Genomic DNA, 18077 nt, shown 5'->3' on the forward strand with positions numbered 1-18077 from the left:
CTTTGGGCATTTTTCGACGCGGAAATGATGTGGGTGTCCTTCCAGATCCGGTCTCTTGCGCCGCCGGTAGGCCTACCACCAGCTTTGATTCGCCAGCCCACACATTATCTTCTCCAGCTGCGCGATCTCGGTCGCGGAAACTTCGTGGGACCTGTCGGGCAGGATGTCGCAATGCAGCCGAGCGCGCGCCCGTGCCAGTGCCTCCGCCGTATGGGCGAAGGCATCGACGGGGATCCATGGATCCTTGTCGGAGCCCGTCAGATAGACCGGCAGCCTGTCGAGGTCGGCGAAGGGGCGGTCGCATGTCTGCGTGCCGACGCGGCAACCGGTCAGGGCTGCCATTGCGCCATGCCAGGGCCCGTGCTGCATGGCATATTCCAGCGCCAGGCAGGCGCCTTGGCTGAAGCCGCCGATAACGAGCGGCTTCGGATGGGCCTGGCCGTTCGACAGTCCTTGGACCAGATCCCTGATATAGCCGATGGACTGCTCCAGCTGCTTGCGGGTCCAGTCCGTCAGCACGTCGGTGGCGCGGGCGTCGTACCAGCTGTTGGCGCGCGCGCGGGGCAGAAGGTAGGCGATGCCCTTCGTCCTCAGCCTGGAAATCACCTGCTCCTGCATGTCCTCGGGCGACTGGGTTCGCCCATGGATGAAGACGCAGTGAACCAAGGCCTCCTCGGGTGGCACGCCGAGGAGGAGCGGTGCGTCGTGGTGCGACATCGGCATTGGCTCAAAAATTCGCCGGTTCTAGTCCGGCGATCAGTTCCTGCTTGCGGCCTTCGAACCACGGCGGGAAAACCAGCGTGGTGCCGATCTGGTCGGCGGGTTCGTCGAGTGCCCAGCCACCCTCGACGGACCATGCGATTTCGAACAGCGCGCCGCCCGGCGAACGGACATAGCAAGACTTGAAATAATTGCGGTCCTTCTGGTCCGACACGTCGGTGAAGCCCAGGCCTTCGATATGCGCCTTGAGCTTGAGCTGGTTTTCCTCGTTGCCGGTGTTGAGTGCGAGATGGTGGATCGTTCCACCCGCCAGCGTCCAAGTGCCCTGGGGGCCGTTCGACTCGTGCAGCACTTCGACCATGCTGGTCGGTCCGCCGGGATTCGGCACCGAGAACATCAGGCCTTCGTCGCTGTCTGCTTCCTTCGTCATCGACATTCCGACGCCGAGGAAGTCATCCATCGCGGTGCGGTCGAAAACGGCGATCGCCGCGCCGTAGATGCCCTTGATGCCATGCACCGCAACAACGCCCTGTGCCTCGTTGACGATCGAGGCGCGGTTGTCCGCAGGGCTCTCGACCAGTTCGTGCGGAATGCCGCAGGGATGCTTGAAGGCAACGCGGGTGATGCCGAAGCGCGAAATCTTGGCTGCCTCGACGCCCTTGCCGTTCAGCCGGTCGATCCAGTAGCCGGCGGAGCCGACGGGAATGGCCATCTGGATGATCTTGGACTGATTGGTGCCACGCCGGCCGAAAACACCGGGTTTCCGGAACGGGAAGGTGGTGATGATGGTGGAGGCATCGCCGTTCCGAGAGCCGTAATAGAGGTGGTAGACGGGGATCGTGCCGTCAAATAGCACGGTGCGCTTGACCGAATGGAGGCCGAGCACTTTGGTGTAGAAGTCGTAATCTTCCTGCGCACCGTCGGTGCAAAGCGTCAGATGATGATATCCGCTGATAAGGGCCATGTTTTCCTCCTCCGGAAACGGTCTCCAATTCCGGACGCGGGTCCTCCCCCGCGTTCATCCGGAGCCACGGTTGCCGGCAGAGCGAGCCGCGCGTCGTGATCGTCACAACTATAGCCGATGCAATCGCCTGTTGATTGACATTATTCATAGGAGTTATAGCAAATTGCTATGAAGATCGTCGAAGCTCATCTCGTCCAGCTGGCCGCCGTTATCGAAACCGGTGGCGTGACCGAAGCCGCCGCGATGCTCGGCATGACACAGTCGGCGGTGTCACGCACCATCTCCATCCTGGAAAAGCGCATCGGCGAGCCGCTTTTCGTCTCTGGCCGCCGGCCGATGCAGCCCACCCCGCTCGGCGAGCAACTGGGCCAGCAGGGCAAGTCGATCCTGGCATCGTCGCGCAAGGCGATGGAGATCATCCGCAGCTTCAAGTCGGGATCGTCCGGCCGGGTGCGCATCGGCGGCGTGCCCTTCTTCATGGATGCCGTCGTCTCGCCGATGATCGCCTCGTTCCAGCGCGGCGAGCCGGGTATCATGGTGCACCAGTCCTACGGCAATTATCCCGACCTCGTCGCCGAACTGGATTCTGGCCAGATCGATCTCGCGGTCACGCCGACCGGGTCGGTCGACATGCGAGCCGATCTTCATTTTGAGTCGATCCTGCCGGCACGCAACGTGCTCGCCTGCGGCGCCGGCCATCCGCTGGTACGCAAGCGCAGCGTCGCGACGGAGGATATCGTCAGCTACCCCTGGGTCGCACCGCTGCCAGGCTCGCCTCTGGTGCTCGACCTGCACAATATCCTGCTGACCCTCGGGCTCGAGGAAGTCGGCCTGCGCTATGCCGGCGGCTCGCTATTCAGCGTCGTGAACTATCTTGCCGGCACCGACGCGCTGGCGATCCTGCCGCATTCCGTGGCCTATGCCTTTCGCGGCGAAAACAAGATCACTATCATTCCGCTCGACATTCCGCAGCCCGAAAGGGTCCTGGGGATCATGACCCGCAAGAAGCCCTATTCGAACCCCGCCGGCCGCAAGTTCCTGGGCCATCTCAGGCGGGAGTTCTCCGAACTACGCCGTGCGGTCGAGAAGCATGAAAAGACGATTCACTGGGTCCAGGGACCGTTCATGGGCGAGCGCGAGCGCAAGACCGCCACGGAATAGGATTCGCGCGCAAAAACAAGGACGCGGCGACCGCGTCCTCCTACGATGCCCTATGTCTAAAGCTATCAAGCCTTGCAGCGGGACAGCACGAAATCGTGCGTCACATCCCAGAAGTCGTCGGCGAATTCATAGGTCCTGGCACGCCCGGGATCATGCACCTTATCAAACTTGGCGAGCAGGCTTTCCTTGACCCCGAAGACCGCGTCCGAATGGATATAGGGATCGTCGGGGTCGAAGATATGCGTCGTCAGCGTCTCGAAGCCACCGGCGCTGACGATGTAATGAAGATGCGCCGGACGATAGGGGTGGCGGCCGAGATTGCCGAGCAACTGGCCGACAGGGCCATCGTCCGGGATCGGGTAGTATTTCGGCTTCACGGCACGGAACCAGTAATGTCCGTCCGGCCCAGTTCGGAAAATGCCGCGCAGGTTAAACTCGGGCTGGATACCCTTCTGCTGCACGTCGTAGAAACCCTCGTCATTGGCCTGCCAGACATCGATCACGGCATTGGCGATCGGCCTGCCTTCCGTGTCGAGGATGCGGCCCTCGATCACCATGTCCTCGCCCTTGCTGTCGAGGCAGATATTGGCACCCATCGGCAATTCCGGCGCATCGGCCACGTGGAAGGGGCCGAGCACCGTGCTCTCGGAGGCGCCCGAGGGTTTTCTGTTGTTGATCGCGTCGACCAGCATCGAAACACCAAGCACGTCGGACAGCAGGATGAACTCCTGCCGCCATTCGTTGCACATCTGGCCGGTGCGGGTGAGGAACAGGATGGCCTGCATCCATTCGTCCTGCGTCGGCTCCAGTTCCTTCACCGTCTCGTGCAGCTTGCGGGTGATGACTTCCATCACTTGCTTCAGCCGCTCGTCCTTGGCGCCGGCATTGCGGCCGGTCACGACCTCGACCGAGTTCTCCTCGGTGAAATAGCCCTTCTCATGCGCTTCCATGTTCGCCTCACCGGTCCAGGATTGTTTTCAACACGCGGCGCAGTTCGCCGGCGGGATCGGCCGCCAGGCCTTCCGAACGCCAGGCGACGTGGTGGTCGGGCCGCACCAGGATGACGCCGGCATCGCCGACTTCGCGGGCGCGGGCCCAATCGCCATAGTGATCCTGCCATTGTTGCCGAGGCCCGATGATATGGGTGGCGATCGGCAGATTGAGTTCGGCGGACAAGGCCTCAGCCGCATCAACCCAGCCGCGGCCGCCGATGCCGGTCAGGATGGTGAACCTGCCATGGCCACAGAGATCGAGCGTCGAGGCTTTCTTGTTGCCGTCGCCGAACAGCCAGGCATGCGGCAGACGCGCGCCGGGCCAGGTCGTCTGCTCGAAATGCAGTTCGTTGTCCTGCGTGAAGGCGGGCTCGGGCTGGTCCTCAACTGCGACTGCCGCTGACTTGTAACGATGATTCATCTCGACGCCGTGGGCGTCGAATTCGTAGACCTTGAAGGCGATCGCCTCGCGCAGAGCAGCCCGCTGGGTCTCGGCCGCGGGCGTGTCGTCGCAGCGACGGTCCATATTCTCCTGCATCTTCACCGGATCGATGGAATCGAGCAGGCCGAGCGCGCCGAAGATCGGGCCGAATTCTTCGATCGACTGGTTGGCACGGGTGACGATCTGCTTGGCGACAGGCGCGCGCTCCTCGGTATAGGTCTCGAGCAGGCCGGGGCCGGCCTGGCCCCTGACGACCATGGCGAGCTTCCAGGCGAGGTTGAAGCCGTCCTGGATCGAGGTGTTGGAGCCGAGCCCGTTCGACGGCGGATGGCGGTGGATCGCGTCACCTATGCAGAAGACCCGGCCCTTGTGGGCGCGCGCGGCATAACAATTGTTGACCGTCCAGGTCGAGACCGAGGTGACTTCGATGTCGATATCGGGATCGCCGATCAGGTCGCGGGCCACGCCCTCGGCAAAGGCATTGTCGACATCGGGCACGCCCTGGGTGATATCGTAACCCCAGTTGATCAGCCACTCGTTCCACGGCCGGATCATGCGGACGAGACCCATGCCGATGCCGCCGACATTCGAGCCCGGCTGCAGCACCCAATAGAGCACCGAGGGACGGTGGGCCACATAGCGCGTAAGATCGGCCTTAAACACGATGTTCATCGAGCCGGCGACGCCCATCTTGCCCTCGAACGGCAGGCCGATATGCTGCGCCACCAGCGAGTTGCCGCCATCGGCTCCAACAAGATATTTCGAGCGGATGGTGAAGTCCTTGCCGGTCAGCCGGTCGCGGCAGGTCGCCGTCACGCCATCGGCATCCTGCACGTGGCTGACATATTCCGTCGACATCCTGGCCTGCGTGCCACGCGAGCAGGCGGTCTTGAACAAAAGCGGCTCCATGAAGGTCTGCGGCAAGTCGTTCATCTCTGTCGGCGAAGACAGCAGATGCTCCGCCTTGGACTTCGGATGGTTACCCCAGGTCTTAAGCCGGCCCAGCTCCTCGCCGGCAATGGACGTGCAGAACACGTTCTCGCCCATGATCTCCTGCGGGCTGCAATGGAGATAGGCCTCGGCCTCGACCTCGCGGCCGAGGTCGCGCAACACCTCCATGGCCCGTTGGTTGGTGATGTGGGCACGCGGCGTGTTGGCGAGCCAGCGATAGCGGTTGATCGCCATGTTCTCGACGCCATAGGTGGCGAGCAGCGCCGCAGTGGCCGAGCCCGCCGGGCCGGTTCCAATGATCAATACGTCGGTTTCGATGTCAGCCATCAGGCACTCCCTCGTTCGTCTTTGTTTTTGGGCTGGCCCGCCAGGATGCGGCGGACGGGAAAGAGCTGGATTCCGGTGCGGTCGGTGAATAGGCCCCACAGGCCGCGCGGCGCAAACAGCATGATCAGAATGCCGATCAGGCCGAGGATCAGCAGATACCAGGAGCCGTAGTCGGCAAGCAGGTTCTGCAGGATGTAGAAGACGATCACCCCGACGATCGGCCCTTCGATCGTGCCGATGCCGCCGATCACGACGATGAAGATCACGTAAGCCGTCCAGTCCGGTACCGAGAAGGCGGCGTCCGGCGAGATGCGCGCCTTCTGCACGTAGATCAGCGCACCGGTGAGGCCGGTCGCCAGCGCTGCGACCAGATAGACGAAGGATTTGGTCCAGAGCGGGTCGACGCCGACGGAGCGCGCCGCCTCGCGGTTGTCGCGTACGGCAGCGAGGCCAAGTCCCCGCTTGGATCGCAGCAGCTTGTAGATCGAGCCGATGGTAACCACCGCCAGGAGCAGCGCCAGCCAGTAGCAGACGATGTCGGTCGCCTGCGGCCCACGCATGCCCAGCAGATCGGCGACGAAGCGGACGCCGAACATATCACGCGCAGCACCCGAGGGCAGCGAGGTGCCGGTGCCGCCGCCCAGTGCCTTCCACTGTGCGAGCGAGAGCCGCACGATCTCGGCGATCACCCAGGTGCCGATCGCGAAATAGGCTCCGTGCAGGCGGAACACGAAGAAGGCGGTCGGTACGGAGAGCGCGAGCGCCGCAAGCCCTCCGAGCACGATGGCCGCCATCGGATCCATTCCAAGCAGGCTGACGCCGCCGAACATCGCATAAGCGCCGAAGCCGACGAAAGCTTGCTGGCCGACGGAGACGAGGCCGGCATACCCCGCGAGCAGGTTCCAGCACTGCGCCAGCACCAGCATGGTCAGGATGGAGAACAGGCCCTGGATCACGGCACGCGGCGCGAAGAGCGGCGTTGCGGAGGCGAGAGCCACCACCGCGAGGATCAGCAGGATGGAAACCAAGGAACCGCGCGTGCGCGTCGAGACGGACCAGGATGTGGAAACGTTGCCTGCCATCTCAGTCCACCGCCCGAGGGAAGAGGCCGCGGGGCCGGACGATCAACACCAGCAGGAAGGCGACATGCCCGGCGAGAATCTGCCATTCCGGATTGACCGCCGCACCCACCGTCTGCGCCACGCCGATGATGATGCCACCGGCCAGCGTACCCCAGAACGACCCCAGCCCGCCGATGATCACGGCCTCGAAGGCATAGATCAACCGCGCCGGCCCCATGGTCGGATCGAAATTCGCACGAGTGCCAAGATAGAGCGCGGCGATTGTCACGACCATCATCGCGATGCCGGTTGCGGTCGCGAAAATCCGTTCGGCCCGGATGCCCATCAGACCAGCAGTGGCGCTGTCGTCGGACGTGGCGCGGAAGGCGCGGCCGAGCGAGGTGCGATAGAACAGCAGGTTGAGCGCCACGATGACGCCAACGGCGGAAAGGAAGGTGAGCAGCGGCATCGTGCCGATGCTGATCGGCCCGACCTGCAACGAGGCCGTTTCCAGCGCGCCCGCCGAGATGCGACGGCTGTCGGCCGAAAAGCCTTGGAGAAGCCCGTTCTGGATGACGATCGAAAAGCCGAAAGTCACCAGCAGCGGCGGCAGAATATCGTCGCCAAGTGTGCGGTTGAGTACGAGGAATTGCAGCGCCCAGCCGAGTGCGAACATCACGGGCAGCGCCACCAAGGCGGCAAGGAATGGATTGAGCCCAAGCGCAGAGACCAGCAACAGCACCAGGAAAGCGGCCAGCACGATCAGATCACCATGCGCGAGATTTACCAGCCGCATGATGCCGAAGACGAGGCTCAGTCCCGCCGCGAAGAGCGCGTACAGGCCGCCGAGCAGAATGCCCTGGATGATCGTGTCGAGCCAGCTCATCGCGCATGCGCTCCGAAATAGGCCGCGTGGATATCCTCGCGGCTGAGTGTTGCCGGCGTGCCCGTCAGCGTCACCCGTCCCTCCATCATGCAATAGACCCGGTCGGCCACCTTCAGAGCCTGGCCGATATCCTGCTCGACAATGACGATTGCCGCGCCGGTCGCGCGGATCTTGGGAAAGGCCGCATAGATGTCCTTGACCACGACGGGCGCGAGGCCAAGGCTCACCTCGTCACAGAGCAGGACCCGCGGATTGGACATCAGTCCCCGGCCGATCGCCACCATTTGCTGCTGGCCGCCCGAAAGCGCCATGCCGGGCTTGTGCCGCCGCTCCTTCAGCACGGGAAAGAGCTCGTAGATTGCATCCAGTGTCCAAGTGCCGTCGCCGCTGCGGCCGTATTTGCCGATCAGCAAATTCTCCTCGACCGACAGCGAGGGAAAGAGGCGCCTGCCTTCCGGCACCATGGCTATGCCGAGCCGCACGACGTCGGGCGCGGACAGCGCGCCGATCTCGGCGCCGGCAAAGCGGATATGGTTTGGCGCATTGCGGATCAGCCCGGAGATCGAGCGCAGTAGCGTCGACTTGCCGGCGCCATTGGCGCCGATCACGGCCACCGTCTCGCCTTCGTTCAGCATCATGTCGACACCGAACAGCGCCTGGAAGTCGCCATAGAAGGCCGTCAGGCCGTGTGTCTCGAGCACCGCCATTAGACCTCGATCCCGAGATAGATTTCGCGTACCTCTTTCGAAGCCATGATGGTGTCGGGATCGCCGATGCCGATCACCCGACCGAAATGCAGCACGACGAGCCGGCTGACCACGGAAGTCAGAGCATGCAGCACATGTTCGACCCAGATGATCGACACGCCACGGCCGTGGATCTCCCGAATCGTCTCGACGAGCTCCTGACATTCTCCTTCCGTCAGGCCGCCGGCGATCTCGTCGAGCAGCAGGATCTTGGGGTCGGTGGCTAGCGCCCGGGCGAGTTCGAGTCGCTTGCGCTGCAGCAGCCCAAGCGTCCCCGCCGGCTGGTTCGCCTTCGGGTAAAGCCCGATCTTGACGAGAATGTCGACGCATCGATCGCTGACTTCGCGCTCGGTCTTGCGTGAGCCGAAGGCCGCTGCGACCAGCAGGTTCTCGAAGACCGTCAGCTTTTCGAACGGCTGCGGGATCTGGAATGTCCGGCCGATGCCGGCAAGACATCGCGCCATCGGCGGCTGCCGCGTCACGTCGACGCCATCAAGCTGGATGCTGCCTGCGTCGACACGAATGTTGCCTGTTATCAGGTTGAAGAGGGTAGATTTGCCGGCTCCGTTCGGCCCGATCACTCCGAGCGCCTCGCCACTTTCCAGCGCAAACGAAACCCGGTCGGCGACTTTCAGGGCGCCGAAGCTTTTCGATAGCTGGTCGAGCACGAGTAAGGGCATCAGGGTCTCGGGTTTCAGGCATCCGTTGCACTGGCGGCCGGGGTTGAGCGCCGAGCCATCGCGCGGTAGGTCCACCGCCTGGGCGTTGGCTCAGGCGATGGCTTCCATCTTGCCGCCCATCGGGATATTCGGCGCCGTCTGGTTGTCGACGATGATGAGGTCGTAGCCGCCGCCGTCCTTTAGGCGCCACTGGCCGCCGACAAGCGGAGTCTTGGCGATGTTCTTGGTCGCGAAAGGCGGTACGTTTGCGCCGTCCCAGGCGACCCTGCCGACGATCGTCTCGAGGTTCGTGGCGGCGATGGCCGAAATCACGGCCGCGCTGTCGTTCGGATCGGCCCGCTTCATCACGTCAGCCGCCACTTCGAACAGCGCATGGATGAAGCCGATTGGCTGGGTCCAGGGACGACTTGTCGCCGCTGTGAAGCCGTCCGCAAGATCCTTGGAGCTCTGGCCGGTCAGCGATGACTTGAACGGATGACTTGCCGACCACCAGACTTCGCTCGAGAGGTTGTGGCCGTTCTTGCCGAGCGCCTCGACCGCCTGAGGGAACAGGATAGCCTTACCGATGGAGGCGACCTTCGGCTTGAAGCCCTGCTGCTGCGCCTGGTTCCAGAAAGTGGTGAAGTCCGGCGGGATCATCACGCCGGTGATGATCTCGTCGCCATCCGACTTGAAGGCGTTGATCTGCGCGGAAAAATCGTCAGTCAGGTTCTGGTAGCGGCCGGGGTCGTTGAGCGTATAGCCGAGCTTGTCCAGGACCGGCGGGAAGCCAACCTGCTTGTCACCCCAGGCATTGCCGTCGCCGTCATTGGGGAATAGGCCACCGACCTTCTTGTTGGTCGTCACCTGGCCCCACATGTTGGTATAGACGGCGATGACGTCTTCAAGGCCCCAGAAGAAGTGGAAGGCGCTGTTGAACGGCTTCCACGACGACGGGTCACCCGGATTGGCCTGCTGGCCGATGAACCAGGGCTGCCACGGCGCCATGGTCGAGATGCAGGGCACTTCCTCGGCCTCGCAGGTCGTCGCCACCGGGTTGGTCGTCTCGGGCGTCGACGCGACCAGCACCGCATGCACCTCGTCGGTGACGATCAGTTCCTTAGCGACTTCGGCGGCGCGGTTCGGGTTGGACTGGCTGTCCTTTACCACGACTTCGTAATTCAGTCCGGCGGCCTTGGTCGCCGCCATGAAGCCGTCAATGATGAACTTGTCGGCTTCGGCGAAGGCGGCCAGCGGGCCGCTCTGCGGGCTGACATAGCCAAGCTTGATGGGGGCACCCTGTGCGATGGCCGGCATGGTCAGCCCTGAGGTCGCCGCCACTGCTCCAGTTGCGGCGGCAGACTTCAGCAGATCACGTCTCGTAAACATATGCCTTCCTCCTCCCAAAAGAATTCAATATGGCGGACGGTGTCCGCTCCATGCGTCCTGCAAGAGCGCGCGGATCGATCCATGATCGATCGGCCGCGGGTTCGAGTAGGGACTTCTGGTGGCGATCTCGGCCGCGCGGTCCAGATCAGCCTCGCTGAGGCCGAAATCCCTGAGCGCCTTCGGCGAGCCGATTGATTTCGCGAAGTCGTAAAGCGCCTGCCCGGGCGTGCCGCCACCGAAAATGTCCGAGATCGGCTTCATCAGTTCCGGCACGGCTGATGCATTGAAGCCGATCGTGTGCGGCAGCATGATCGAATGCGTCTCCGCATGCGGCGTGTCGAAACTGCCGCCCAATGTGTGGCAGATCTTGTGATGTAGCGACATCGAGATCTGGCCGAGCACAGTGCCGCAAAGCCACGCACCGTAAAGTGCTTTCTCGCGGGCTGAACTGTCACGCGGGCTTTCGATAATAGCAGGCAGCGCTTCCTTGAGCGCCCGCATCCCGTCGATGGCCATCATTGACGTGATCGGGTTGCGGTCCGGCGCATAGAGCCCTTCGGCGGCGTGCGCGATGGCGTTCAGGCCGCTGGTGATGCTCATGCCGACGGGCAAGCCGAGTGTTAGCTCCGGGTCGTAGATGACGACCTCGGGTGTGATTTTCGGGCTGCGCACGGTGGTCTTGACGCCGTTCTCCGTCTGGCCAAGGATCGGCGTCACTTCGGAACCGGCATACGTCGTCGGCACGACGATTTGCTGGATATCGGTGCGATAGGCAATCGCCTTGCCGAGCCCGGTGGTCGAACCGCCGCCGAGCGATACGATGCAATCCGCGGCGGCCTCGGCCGCGCGCGCGACGGCGCGCTCGGTAACCTCGACCGGCGTATGCATGGCCGCATCGGTGAACGTGCCGACCGAGAGCGAACCCAGCCGCGTCGACAGGGCCTGCGCATCCGCCGCCTGATGCGACGTCGAGAGCACCAGCGCGCGCCGGCAATTTAGCGCCTCGACCCATTTGCCCACATCCGCGCTCGCTCCGTTGCCGAAGACAATGCGTGCAGGACTTCCCTGGTAGCTGAACGACAGCGTCATGTCGCGCCACGTCCTTTCTTCGCCCTCACCATGACGAAGGTAAAGTCGAGTGTTGAACTCTCGCCTTTGCCTGATGGCTTGAACTCGCCGATCAGCTCTTCCTTGACGCCAAACAGGGCATCACGGGCGAGGTTTGCATCGCCGCCGTCATAGACATGCGTGCTGATCGTCTCGAAGCCATCCGCCTTGATCAGGAAGTGCAGATGTGCGGGGCGCCGGAGTGGAAAGCCAAGGCCGCCAAGCATCTGGCCAACCGGCCCGTCGCAGGGCACGGCATAGCCGCCCGGCCGGACTGTCTTGTAGCGGAAATCGCCTTTGGTGTCGGCTGTGAACACGCCGCGAAGATTGAATTCGGGTTGTTGGTCCGGTTGCTGGTTCTCGTAGTAGCCTTCATTGTTGGCTTGCCAGGTCTCGATCGTGGCACCCGCGACGGGCTGCCCATCGAGATCCTGTACATGGCCGGCCACCGCCAGAACGGGGCCGACGCCGTCGAGCGAGATATTGGAGTCGAGCGCTAATCGGGGTGCGTCGGCACGATAGAACGGCCCGCGCACCGTATTGGGCGTTGCGCTCTTCGGCCGGCGGGTATTGATCTCCTCGATGAGCGCGGTGACCCCCAAAAGGTCCGAAAGCAGCACCCATTCCTGCCGCCGTCCATCACTGGCGTGACCAACCTCGGTGAGGAATTCCACCGTCCGTCGCCAGTCGGCATGGGTCGGACGCGTCTCGCGGATGAGCTCGTGCAGGTGTTCTATGAAGGATACCATGAAAGCTTGCAGAGGCCCCTCCGCATGCTTGTCGAGCCGCTCGGCCACAAGCTGCGCAGAATTGCGCTCGCTGAACGTTATATCTGGCATGACTCCTCCCATGACGATAACTTAGCAGCCCGGAACTGAATGCTTGATAATTTTTTTCGTGATTTGTATGCGTATTTGTTATGAAGATCGACGAGCGACATCTGGTGCAACTTGCGGCGGTCGTCCAGGCAGGAGGCGTGACCGAAGGTGCGACGCTGCTGGGGCTTAGCCAGCCGGGAGTGTCGCGCACGCTTGCTATGCTGGAAAAGCGGCTCGGCGAGCCATTGTTCATCAAAGGCCGAAGGCCACTTCAGCCGACGCCGCTCGGCCGGGCCCTGGCAGACCACGGCCAGGCCATGCTCATGGCGTCGCGCAAGGCGTCCGCGTTGGTCGAAGGCTTCCGGCACGGCCGGACAGGGCTCGTGCGCGTTGGCGGCACGCCGTTCTTCATGGACGCGCTCATCGCAGGCATGATCGCCGGTTTCCAGAACGATTTTCCCGAAGTCCGTATCGAACAGAGTTATGACTATCTTCCCGAGTTGCGCGCGGCGATCGTCGCCGACCGCATCGACCTCGCCATCTGCCCGATCGATATGCTCGACGAGGGATCGGGGATGCGTTTCCAGGAATTGCTGCCGGGCCGGAACGTCGTGGCCTGCCGACTTACCCATCCGCTTTTGCTCAAGCGCAAGCTGACCGGGTCCGATTTGCTTGAGTATCCCTGGATAGCGCCGCCGCCCGGCAGTCCGCTGCTTGCCGACCTGCGCAGCCTCGTTCTCTCGCTCGGCGCAACGGAGACCAAGATCCGCTATGCTGGCGGGTCGCTGACCAGCGCGATCAACTACATGAAGGAGAGTGACGCGCTCACCATCCTGCCGCACAGCGTGGTTTTCGCCTATCGCAACGACAAGGCGATCACCGCCCTGCCGGTCAACATCCCGCATCCGGAACGCGCGCTCGGCTTGCTCAGGCGCACAGGAGACGTGGGCGCACCGGCTATCGAGGCGTTCTCGACGCATATTCGCAAAAGTTTTGAGAATCTGAGGCATCTGATCAAGCGCCACGAACAGTCCGTGATCTGGGGGATGTGAATTCGTGGCTGGCGGCGGGTGCCGCCACGCCGAATATCAGAATGTCGCCGAATCGTCCGGCCACAGCATGACCGGTGCCGCGACGGTGTCGACCACCGGACCGAGGCCGTGCCAGGCACGGTTGGCGTAGACCAGGGCCTCGGCCTGCCGCGTGGCATGTGCACCGGGCGAGACCGATGTCAGCTCAGCCGTGACCAGACATGCCCCCGGCGTCTCCAGCCGACCTCGAAGTTCGGCCCGGAACCAGAGCTCGACCTGAGGATAATAGGGCTCGCCGCCTTCGAGCCGAGCCCATTGAACATCTGGCCCGAAGCGATCTCTGCCCGATGTCGCACAGAGCCGGGCGAGCTGCATGTCGGCGCGGCGAACGAAGTGGACGACCACCGATGCCGCCCGCTCCACCACTTTCGCACTCGACGAGGATGCCGAGAGCGAAAAGGCCACCATGGGCGGCACCGCGCTGATCGAGATCAGTGAGCTCACCGTCAGCGCCACCGGACCTTCGCCCGCATCGGCCGTGATGATCGCCACGCCCGACGGGTGATGCCGGAACGCTGCCATGAAGGCTTCGGTGATGCCTTGGCCACCGCCAGCGGCACCCGTTTCGGCGGCCGCCACCTTGCCCGGCATGCCTCTCGCGGCCGCGCTCATTTCTTCTCGATCAGGTCGTAGAACTGCCAGACGCGATCGCTCCACACGCCGGCAATGTCGCGGCCGGCGGCGGCGACGATGTTGGGATTGATCGTGAAATGGTTCGCCGCCGTCAGCATCTCGCGATAGATCCGCTGCATCACGCCGTAACGCAACGAAGCGCCGCCGAGCGCGCGGTAGACGAAATGGCAGGCATCGACGCCGCCCTCATGCACTTCGGACTTGGCGAGATGCACAAGGCTTATCTGGCGGGTCGTCATGCGGTTGCCGGCTTCGATCGAGGCCTCCACGTCGCGCCAGACCTCGAACAGGAGGGCGCGGGCGGCGCGGACTCGGGCTTCCGCGCGGCCGAAATCGAACCAGAACTTATCGCTCTCGCCGAGCATGCCGGCACGGCCAGTCTTGGTCTTGGCATATTTGGCGGCTTCATCAAGCATGCGACGTGCCGCACCGATCGCCCACCCGGAATGGCCTATGGCAGCGAGGCCGACGACGCCGAGGCTGAAGAATTCCTTCATACGCTGCGGCTCGGCGGTCAGGATCGGGAACACCATGTCGTCAGGAATGAAGACATCGTTGGCGGCATAGTCGATGCTGCCCGTCGCCTGTAGGCCGAGTGAATTCCAGTTCCCGAGCAACTCGTGCTCTCCGACTGGCGCATGGGCGCAGAGCACGATCACGTTGCCCTTCTCGTCCTTCGCCGGGTGACCGTTTCCATCGTCGAGCAGCGCTGCCGTATGGGTATAGGTAGCGTGGTAGATGCCGCTGGCATAGGCCCATTTGCCGTTCAGCCGATAACCGCCATCAACCTTCTTCAGCATGCCCGTCGGCGTGCCCTGGCCGGAAAACCGGTTATCGGTCTTGCCGTCGAACAGGCGGCCGATCGCCGTATCGGGCAGGAAGGCCGCCGACATCGCGCCGATGCAGGTGTGCACCATCGAGATCCAGCCGGCCGCGCCGCTGTGATAGGTGATGGCTTCAATGAGCTGAAGTCCCTGGGTCGGCGACAGCTGCGCACCACCGATATCCTCGCCGGCGAAGACATGGCTCATCCTCAGCGGCTTGAGCGCCTCGAAGGTCTCCTCGTTGAGGCGGCCGAGCTTTTCATTTTCCTCGGAATTCTTGTCGAGGATCGGGCCGACCTTGTCGACATGGGCCAGGAGGGACGCGAAGTCCGTCTTCGTGCCCCAGTAGCCTGATGCGTGCTTGATTAGTGCATTCATGACAATTCCTCCTTGATAGACCTGATCATAAAGCCCGCCTGACGGCGCCGCTCCTTTGGTTTCACCCGGCGAGGAAGTCGCCGATGGCAGTGACGGTGCGCGGATCTTCCTGCATAGCGAAATGGCCGACCTCCTTGATGATGAGCGTCAGCGCATTGGGAATGCTCTTTTCCCAGATCGGCGCCTGCGAGGCCGGCAGCATGCGGTCCTTGTCGCCCCAGACGATAAGTGTCTCATTCGGAATCCGGCTCAACCAACGGCCGAGGTTGGGGTGACCGAAACCATGCCCCTTGAGAATGTTGCCGAGCGCCGGGCCTTCCTTTTCGCGTGCCGCGACGAAATCCTCGACCGAGGGGCATTCCGAACCGCCGGGGAAATAGCGCGCCGCGACTTCGACATTGTGGGCCAGATATCCAGGCAATTCCTGCGGCGGGACCGCGCCAAGATCGGTGCCGGGATGGTCCGTGTGATTGAGGCCGGCCGGGGCGTTCAGCACCAGCTTGCCAAACTGCTCGCCAGAGACGGCGGCGATTTCGGCCGCCATCCAGCCACCCATGGAATGTCCGACCAGATGCGGCCGGTCGAGGCCGAGCGCTTTGACGAGATGGAGGTTATGGACCACCATGTCCTGCATGCCGGCAATATGCGGCGCCTCGCCGCTCTCGCCGAATCCGGGATGGAAGGGAAGGTAAACGCGGAACCGATCCGCCAGCCCGCGCGCCCATTCATGGCCCTCGAGCGTGGCCGCGCCATGCAGCGCTAGCACCGCGGGGCCGCGACCGATCGCCTTCACCACCGTTCGGACGCCGTCTATATCCTGGGTCAGAGTTTCAAATTCCATTGAATATCCTCCTCATACAATCTGTCAGGCCGCGTCGGCGGCGATCAGCACCTTGCACTGCGTCGTCCGGCGCTTGAGTGCCTCGAAGGTCTCGGGCACTTCGCCGAAACCGATCCGGTCGGTGATCAACGCTTGCGGGCGATAGCGGCCCGGCTCGAGTGCCGCGAGCGCGGTCTCGAACTCGGTCATGTTGAAGAACACCGCGAAGATGAGCTGGATTTCCTTCGACAGCGCCGCGAACGGATCCCAGTCGTCACCGCCGACGCAGAGGCCGACGCCGACCACGGTTCCGTGGACCCGGACCAGTTTGCAGGCGAAATCGATCAGGCCGCGTTTGCCCACGCATTCGAAGACAATGTCGGGCTCGCCGCTGCTCTTGCTCCGGAACTCCTCCGCGAGACCGGGACCAGACAGGGCAAAACCAGTCGCGCCGATGGCCGCCGCGCGCTCTTCCTGATGTCGGTTGATATCGGCGACGATGACCTCGCGCGCACCATGCCGGCGCGCCCAGAAGGCGACGAGCAGGCCGATCGGCCCCGCGCCAAGGATCAGCACGCGGTCGCCGGGTTTCAGGCCAGAGCGCATGACGCAATGAAGCGCCACGGCGACCGGCTCGGCCAGCGCGCCCTCCGATATCGGCAGGTCGTCGGGAAGTATGCGGCACTGGCGCGCCGCCACGGTGGTGAATTCGGCATAGCCGCCGCCGATCAGCCGCATCTCGGCGCACCAGGCCGGCTCGCCACGCTTGCAGCTGTCGCAATGGCCGCAACCACGCATCGGCGTCACGGCCACCCGGTCGCCCGGCCTGAGCGTGGCGACGGCGCTGCCGCAGCTTACGACCTCGCCGGCAAATTCATGGCCGAGTACGTCATATTGCTTGAGGCCGAAGGTTTTGGGGTCCTCGGTCATGTGGAGATCGGAGCCGCAGATGCCGCAGGCGGCGATCTTGAGCAGGACCTCATCATCAGCCGGCTCCGGCACCGGGCGTTCGCCGACTGTTAAAGGCAGTCCGACACTATCGAAAAGCACAGCCTTCATGTCCGGTCCTCCATCAGGCGCCGTCGTGTTGGGAACCAGGGGGCGTCGACGACCTTGCAGATCAGGCCCCAGATGCCGCCGCGGGCGAAGAGCGCCATGAACAGGGTCATAAGGCCGAGGACCACGAGATAGGTCGCGCCATATTCGCCGAACCAACGCTCGGCGAAGAAGTAGATCAGCGCGCCGATCAGCACGCCTTCCAGCGATCCCAGCCCGCCGACCATGACGATGAAAATTGCGATATTGGCCCAGTTAGGATCATAGGCTGAGGGTGGTGTTATGCGCAGCTGGGCCATGAAATAGATGGCGCCCGCAAGGCCCGTACCGACGGCTGCAGCCACCCAGATCAGGAAGCGCAACCGGCTGACATTGACGCCCTGGCTTGCTGCGGCGACAGGATTGTCGCGCATGGCGATCAAGGCCAAGCCGTAACGCGAGCGCAGCAGTAGGTAGCTGCCGCCGACCGTCATCAGCAGCATCAGCGCGCAGAGCAGGGATACACCCACGGCGCGTTCGGTCGGGGAATAGGTGGTCATGACGCGCAGGCTCATGCCAGCGCCGGCATTGACGTAGCCGAATACGGAGGTCGCCAGCCGCACCACCTCGGCCACGACCCACGTGCCGATCGCGAAATAGGGTCCGTCGAGCCGGTGCAGCAGGCCATAGGTGGGGATGGCGAGCAAGGCCGGCGCGATCATCGCCAGCACAACGGCAACAAAGGGATTGATGCCCCAGAGCTGGGCCATCACGAACATCATGTAGGCGGCGACGCCGACGAAGACTTGTTGGCCGACCGACACCAGGCCGGCATACCCTCCCAGCAAGTTCCACATCTGCGCCACGGCAATGTAGCAGCACAGTTCCACCACGTCTCGGATCAGGCCCTGGCTGGCCCAAAGCGGCATCGAGGCAACAGCAAAGAGCAATACGATGCCGAGGCCCATTGCGATGATGCCCGACATGGTCTGGCGCTGGACCCGGACCGGCGGAAGATCCATGGCATCGGTCGGGCCTGGAGCGGGAGCGGTTGCGATCGCTTGGGTCACGGT

18 protein-coding genes are annotated in these 18077 nt (G+C 63.4%); 2 read left to right on the forward strand and 16 right to left on the reverse strand.

The window, feature by feature from the left end; translation table 11 throughout:
• Nucleotides 1-72: 72 nt before the first annotated feature.
• Nucleotides 73-717: a dienelactone hydrolase family protein gene (locus J3O30_RS28660; RefSeq protein ID WP_207585369.1), complete on the reverse strand. Its 645-nt coding sequence runs from the start codon at nucleotides 715-717 to the stop codon at nucleotides 73-75.
• Between the two features lie 10 nt (nucleotides 718-727).
• Complete coding sequence (locus tag J3O30_RS28665) at nucleotides 728-1684, reverse strand: VOC family protein (protein ID WP_207585370.1); 957 nt, start codon at nucleotides 1682-1684, stop codon at nucleotides 728-730.
• 168 nt (nucleotides 1685-1852) lie between these two features.
• Here J3O30_RS28665 and J3O30_RS28670 point away from each other — a divergent pair, with 168 nt between their 5' ends.
• Nucleotides 1853-2845 (forward strand): LysR family transcriptional regulator, encoded by a 993-nt coding sequence (locus J3O30_RS28670; protein WP_207585371.1) that lies wholly within the window; start codon nucleotides 1853-1855, stop codon nucleotides 2843-2845.
• A 65-nt stretch (nucleotides 2846-2910) separates the two neighbouring features.
• Here the strand turns inward: J3O30_RS28670 and J3O30_RS28675 are convergent, their stop codons facing one another.
• The 9 genes from J3O30_RS28675 to J3O30_RS28715 form a co-directional block, all read right to left on the reverse strand.
• The gene (locus J3O30_RS28675; RefSeq protein WP_207585372.1) at nucleotides 2911-3795 is read right to left on the reverse strand and encodes an intradiol ring-cleavage dioxygenase; all 885 of its coding nucleotides are present in this window, start codon (nucleotides 3793-3795) and stop codon (nucleotides 2911-2913) included.
• A 7-nt stretch (nucleotides 3796-3802) separates the two neighbouring features.
• On the reverse strand, nucleotides 3803-5557 hold the full coding sequence (locus J3O30_RS28680; RefSeq protein ID WP_207585373.1) for an FAD-dependent monooxygenase: 1755 nt from the start codon (nucleotides 5555-5557) through the stop codon (nucleotides 3803-3805).
• Nucleotides 5557-6639, reverse strand: a complete 1083-nt coding sequence (locus J3O30_RS28685) for a branched-chain amino acid ABC transporter permease (RefSeq protein ID WP_207585374.1) — start codon at nucleotides 6637-6639, stop codon at nucleotides 5557-5559. Before J3O30_RS28685 ends, J3O30_RS28680 begins: the two co-directional genes overlap by 1 nt.
• 1 nt (nucleotide 6640) lies before the next feature.
• Entirely contained in the window at nucleotides 6641-7504 is an 864-nt protein-coding gene (locus tag J3O30_RS28690; protein WP_207585375.1) for a branched-chain amino acid ABC transporter permease, read from the reverse strand.
• Nucleotides 7501-8211, reverse strand: coding sequence for an ABC transporter ATP-binding protein (locus J3O30_RS28695; RefSeq protein ID WP_207585376.1), 711 nt, complete (start codon nucleotides 8209-8211; stop codon nucleotides 7501-7503). The genes J3O30_RS28690 and J3O30_RS28695 overlap by 4 nt, the downstream gene beginning before the upstream one ends.
• Nucleotides 8211-8930: an ABC transporter ATP-binding protein gene (locus J3O30_RS28700; protein WP_207585377.1), complete on the reverse strand. Its 720-nt coding sequence runs from the start codon at nucleotides 8928-8930 to the stop codon at nucleotides 8211-8213. The genes J3O30_RS28695 and J3O30_RS28700 overlap by 1 nt, the downstream gene beginning before the upstream one ends.
• 90 nt (nucleotides 8931-9020) lie before the next feature.
• A complete protein-coding gene (locus J3O30_RS28705; protein WP_207585378.1) occupies nucleotides 9021-10298 on the reverse strand; it encodes an ABC transporter substrate-binding protein in 1278 nt (425 codons plus the stop codon).
• A gap of 24 nt (nucleotides 10299-10322) precedes the next feature.
• Nucleotides 10323-11387 carry a maleylacetate reductase gene (locus tag J3O30_RS28710; RefSeq protein WP_207585379.1) on the reverse strand — a complete coding sequence of 355 codons (1065 nt, stop codon included), beginning with the start codon at nucleotides 11385-11387 and terminating at the stop codon, nucleotides 10323-10325.
• Complete coding sequence (locus J3O30_RS28715; RefSeq protein ID WP_164012378.1) at nucleotides 11384-12244, reverse strand: dioxygenase; 861 nt, start codon at nucleotides 12242-12244, stop codon at nucleotides 11384-11386. The genes J3O30_RS28710 and J3O30_RS28715 overlap by 4 nt, the downstream gene beginning before the upstream one ends.
• A gap of 80 nt (nucleotides 12245-12324) precedes the next feature.
• Between J3O30_RS28715 and J3O30_RS28720 the strand changes: the two genes are divergently transcribed.
• Nucleotides 12325-13275 carry a LysR family transcriptional regulator gene (locus tag J3O30_RS28720; RefSeq protein WP_207585380.1) on the forward strand — a complete coding sequence of 317 codons (951 nt, stop codon included), beginning with the start codon at nucleotides 12325-12327 and terminating at the stop codon, nucleotides 13273-13275.
• Between the two features lie 36 nt (nucleotides 13276-13311).
• Here J3O30_RS28720 and J3O30_RS28725 read toward each other — a convergent pair whose 3' ends face one another.
• The 5 genes from J3O30_RS28725 to J3O30_RS28745 form a co-directional block, all read right to left on the reverse strand.
• Nucleotides 13312-13926: a flavin reductase family protein gene (locus J3O30_RS28725; RefSeq protein WP_207585381.1), complete on the reverse strand. Its 615-nt coding sequence runs from the start codon at nucleotides 13924-13926 to the stop codon at nucleotides 13312-13314.
• Entirely contained in the window at nucleotides 13923-15149 is a 1227-nt protein-coding gene (locus tag J3O30_RS28730; RefSeq protein WP_207585382.1) for an acyl-CoA dehydrogenase family protein, read from the reverse strand. The genes J3O30_RS28725 and J3O30_RS28730 overlap by 4 nt, the downstream gene beginning before the upstream one ends.
• Before the next feature lie 61 nt (nucleotides 15150-15210).
• Nucleotides 15211-15990, reverse strand: coding sequence for an alpha/beta hydrolase (locus tag J3O30_RS28735; RefSeq protein WP_207585383.1), 780 nt, complete (start codon nucleotides 15988-15990; stop codon nucleotides 15211-15213).
• Between the two features lie 24 nt (nucleotides 15991-16014).
• Nucleotides 16015-17028: an alcohol dehydrogenase catalytic domain-containing protein gene (locus J3O30_RS28740; RefSeq protein WP_207585384.1), complete on the reverse strand. Its 1014-nt coding sequence runs from the start codon at nucleotides 17026-17028 to the stop codon at nucleotides 16015-16017.
• Nucleotides 17025-18074: a branched-chain amino acid ABC transporter permease gene (locus tag J3O30_RS28745; protein ID WP_311043793.1), complete on the reverse strand. Its 1050-nt coding sequence runs from the start codon at nucleotides 18072-18074 to the stop codon at nucleotides 17025-17027. The genes J3O30_RS28740 and J3O30_RS28745 overlap by 4 nt, the downstream gene beginning before the upstream one ends.
• Nucleotides 18075-18077: the final 3 nt, after the last annotated feature.

The sequence above is a fragment of the Rhizobium sp. NZLR1 genome (assembly GCF_017357385.1).
Lineage (GTDB): Bacteria > Pseudomonadota > Alphaproteobacteria > Rhizobiales > Rhizobiaceae > Rhizobium.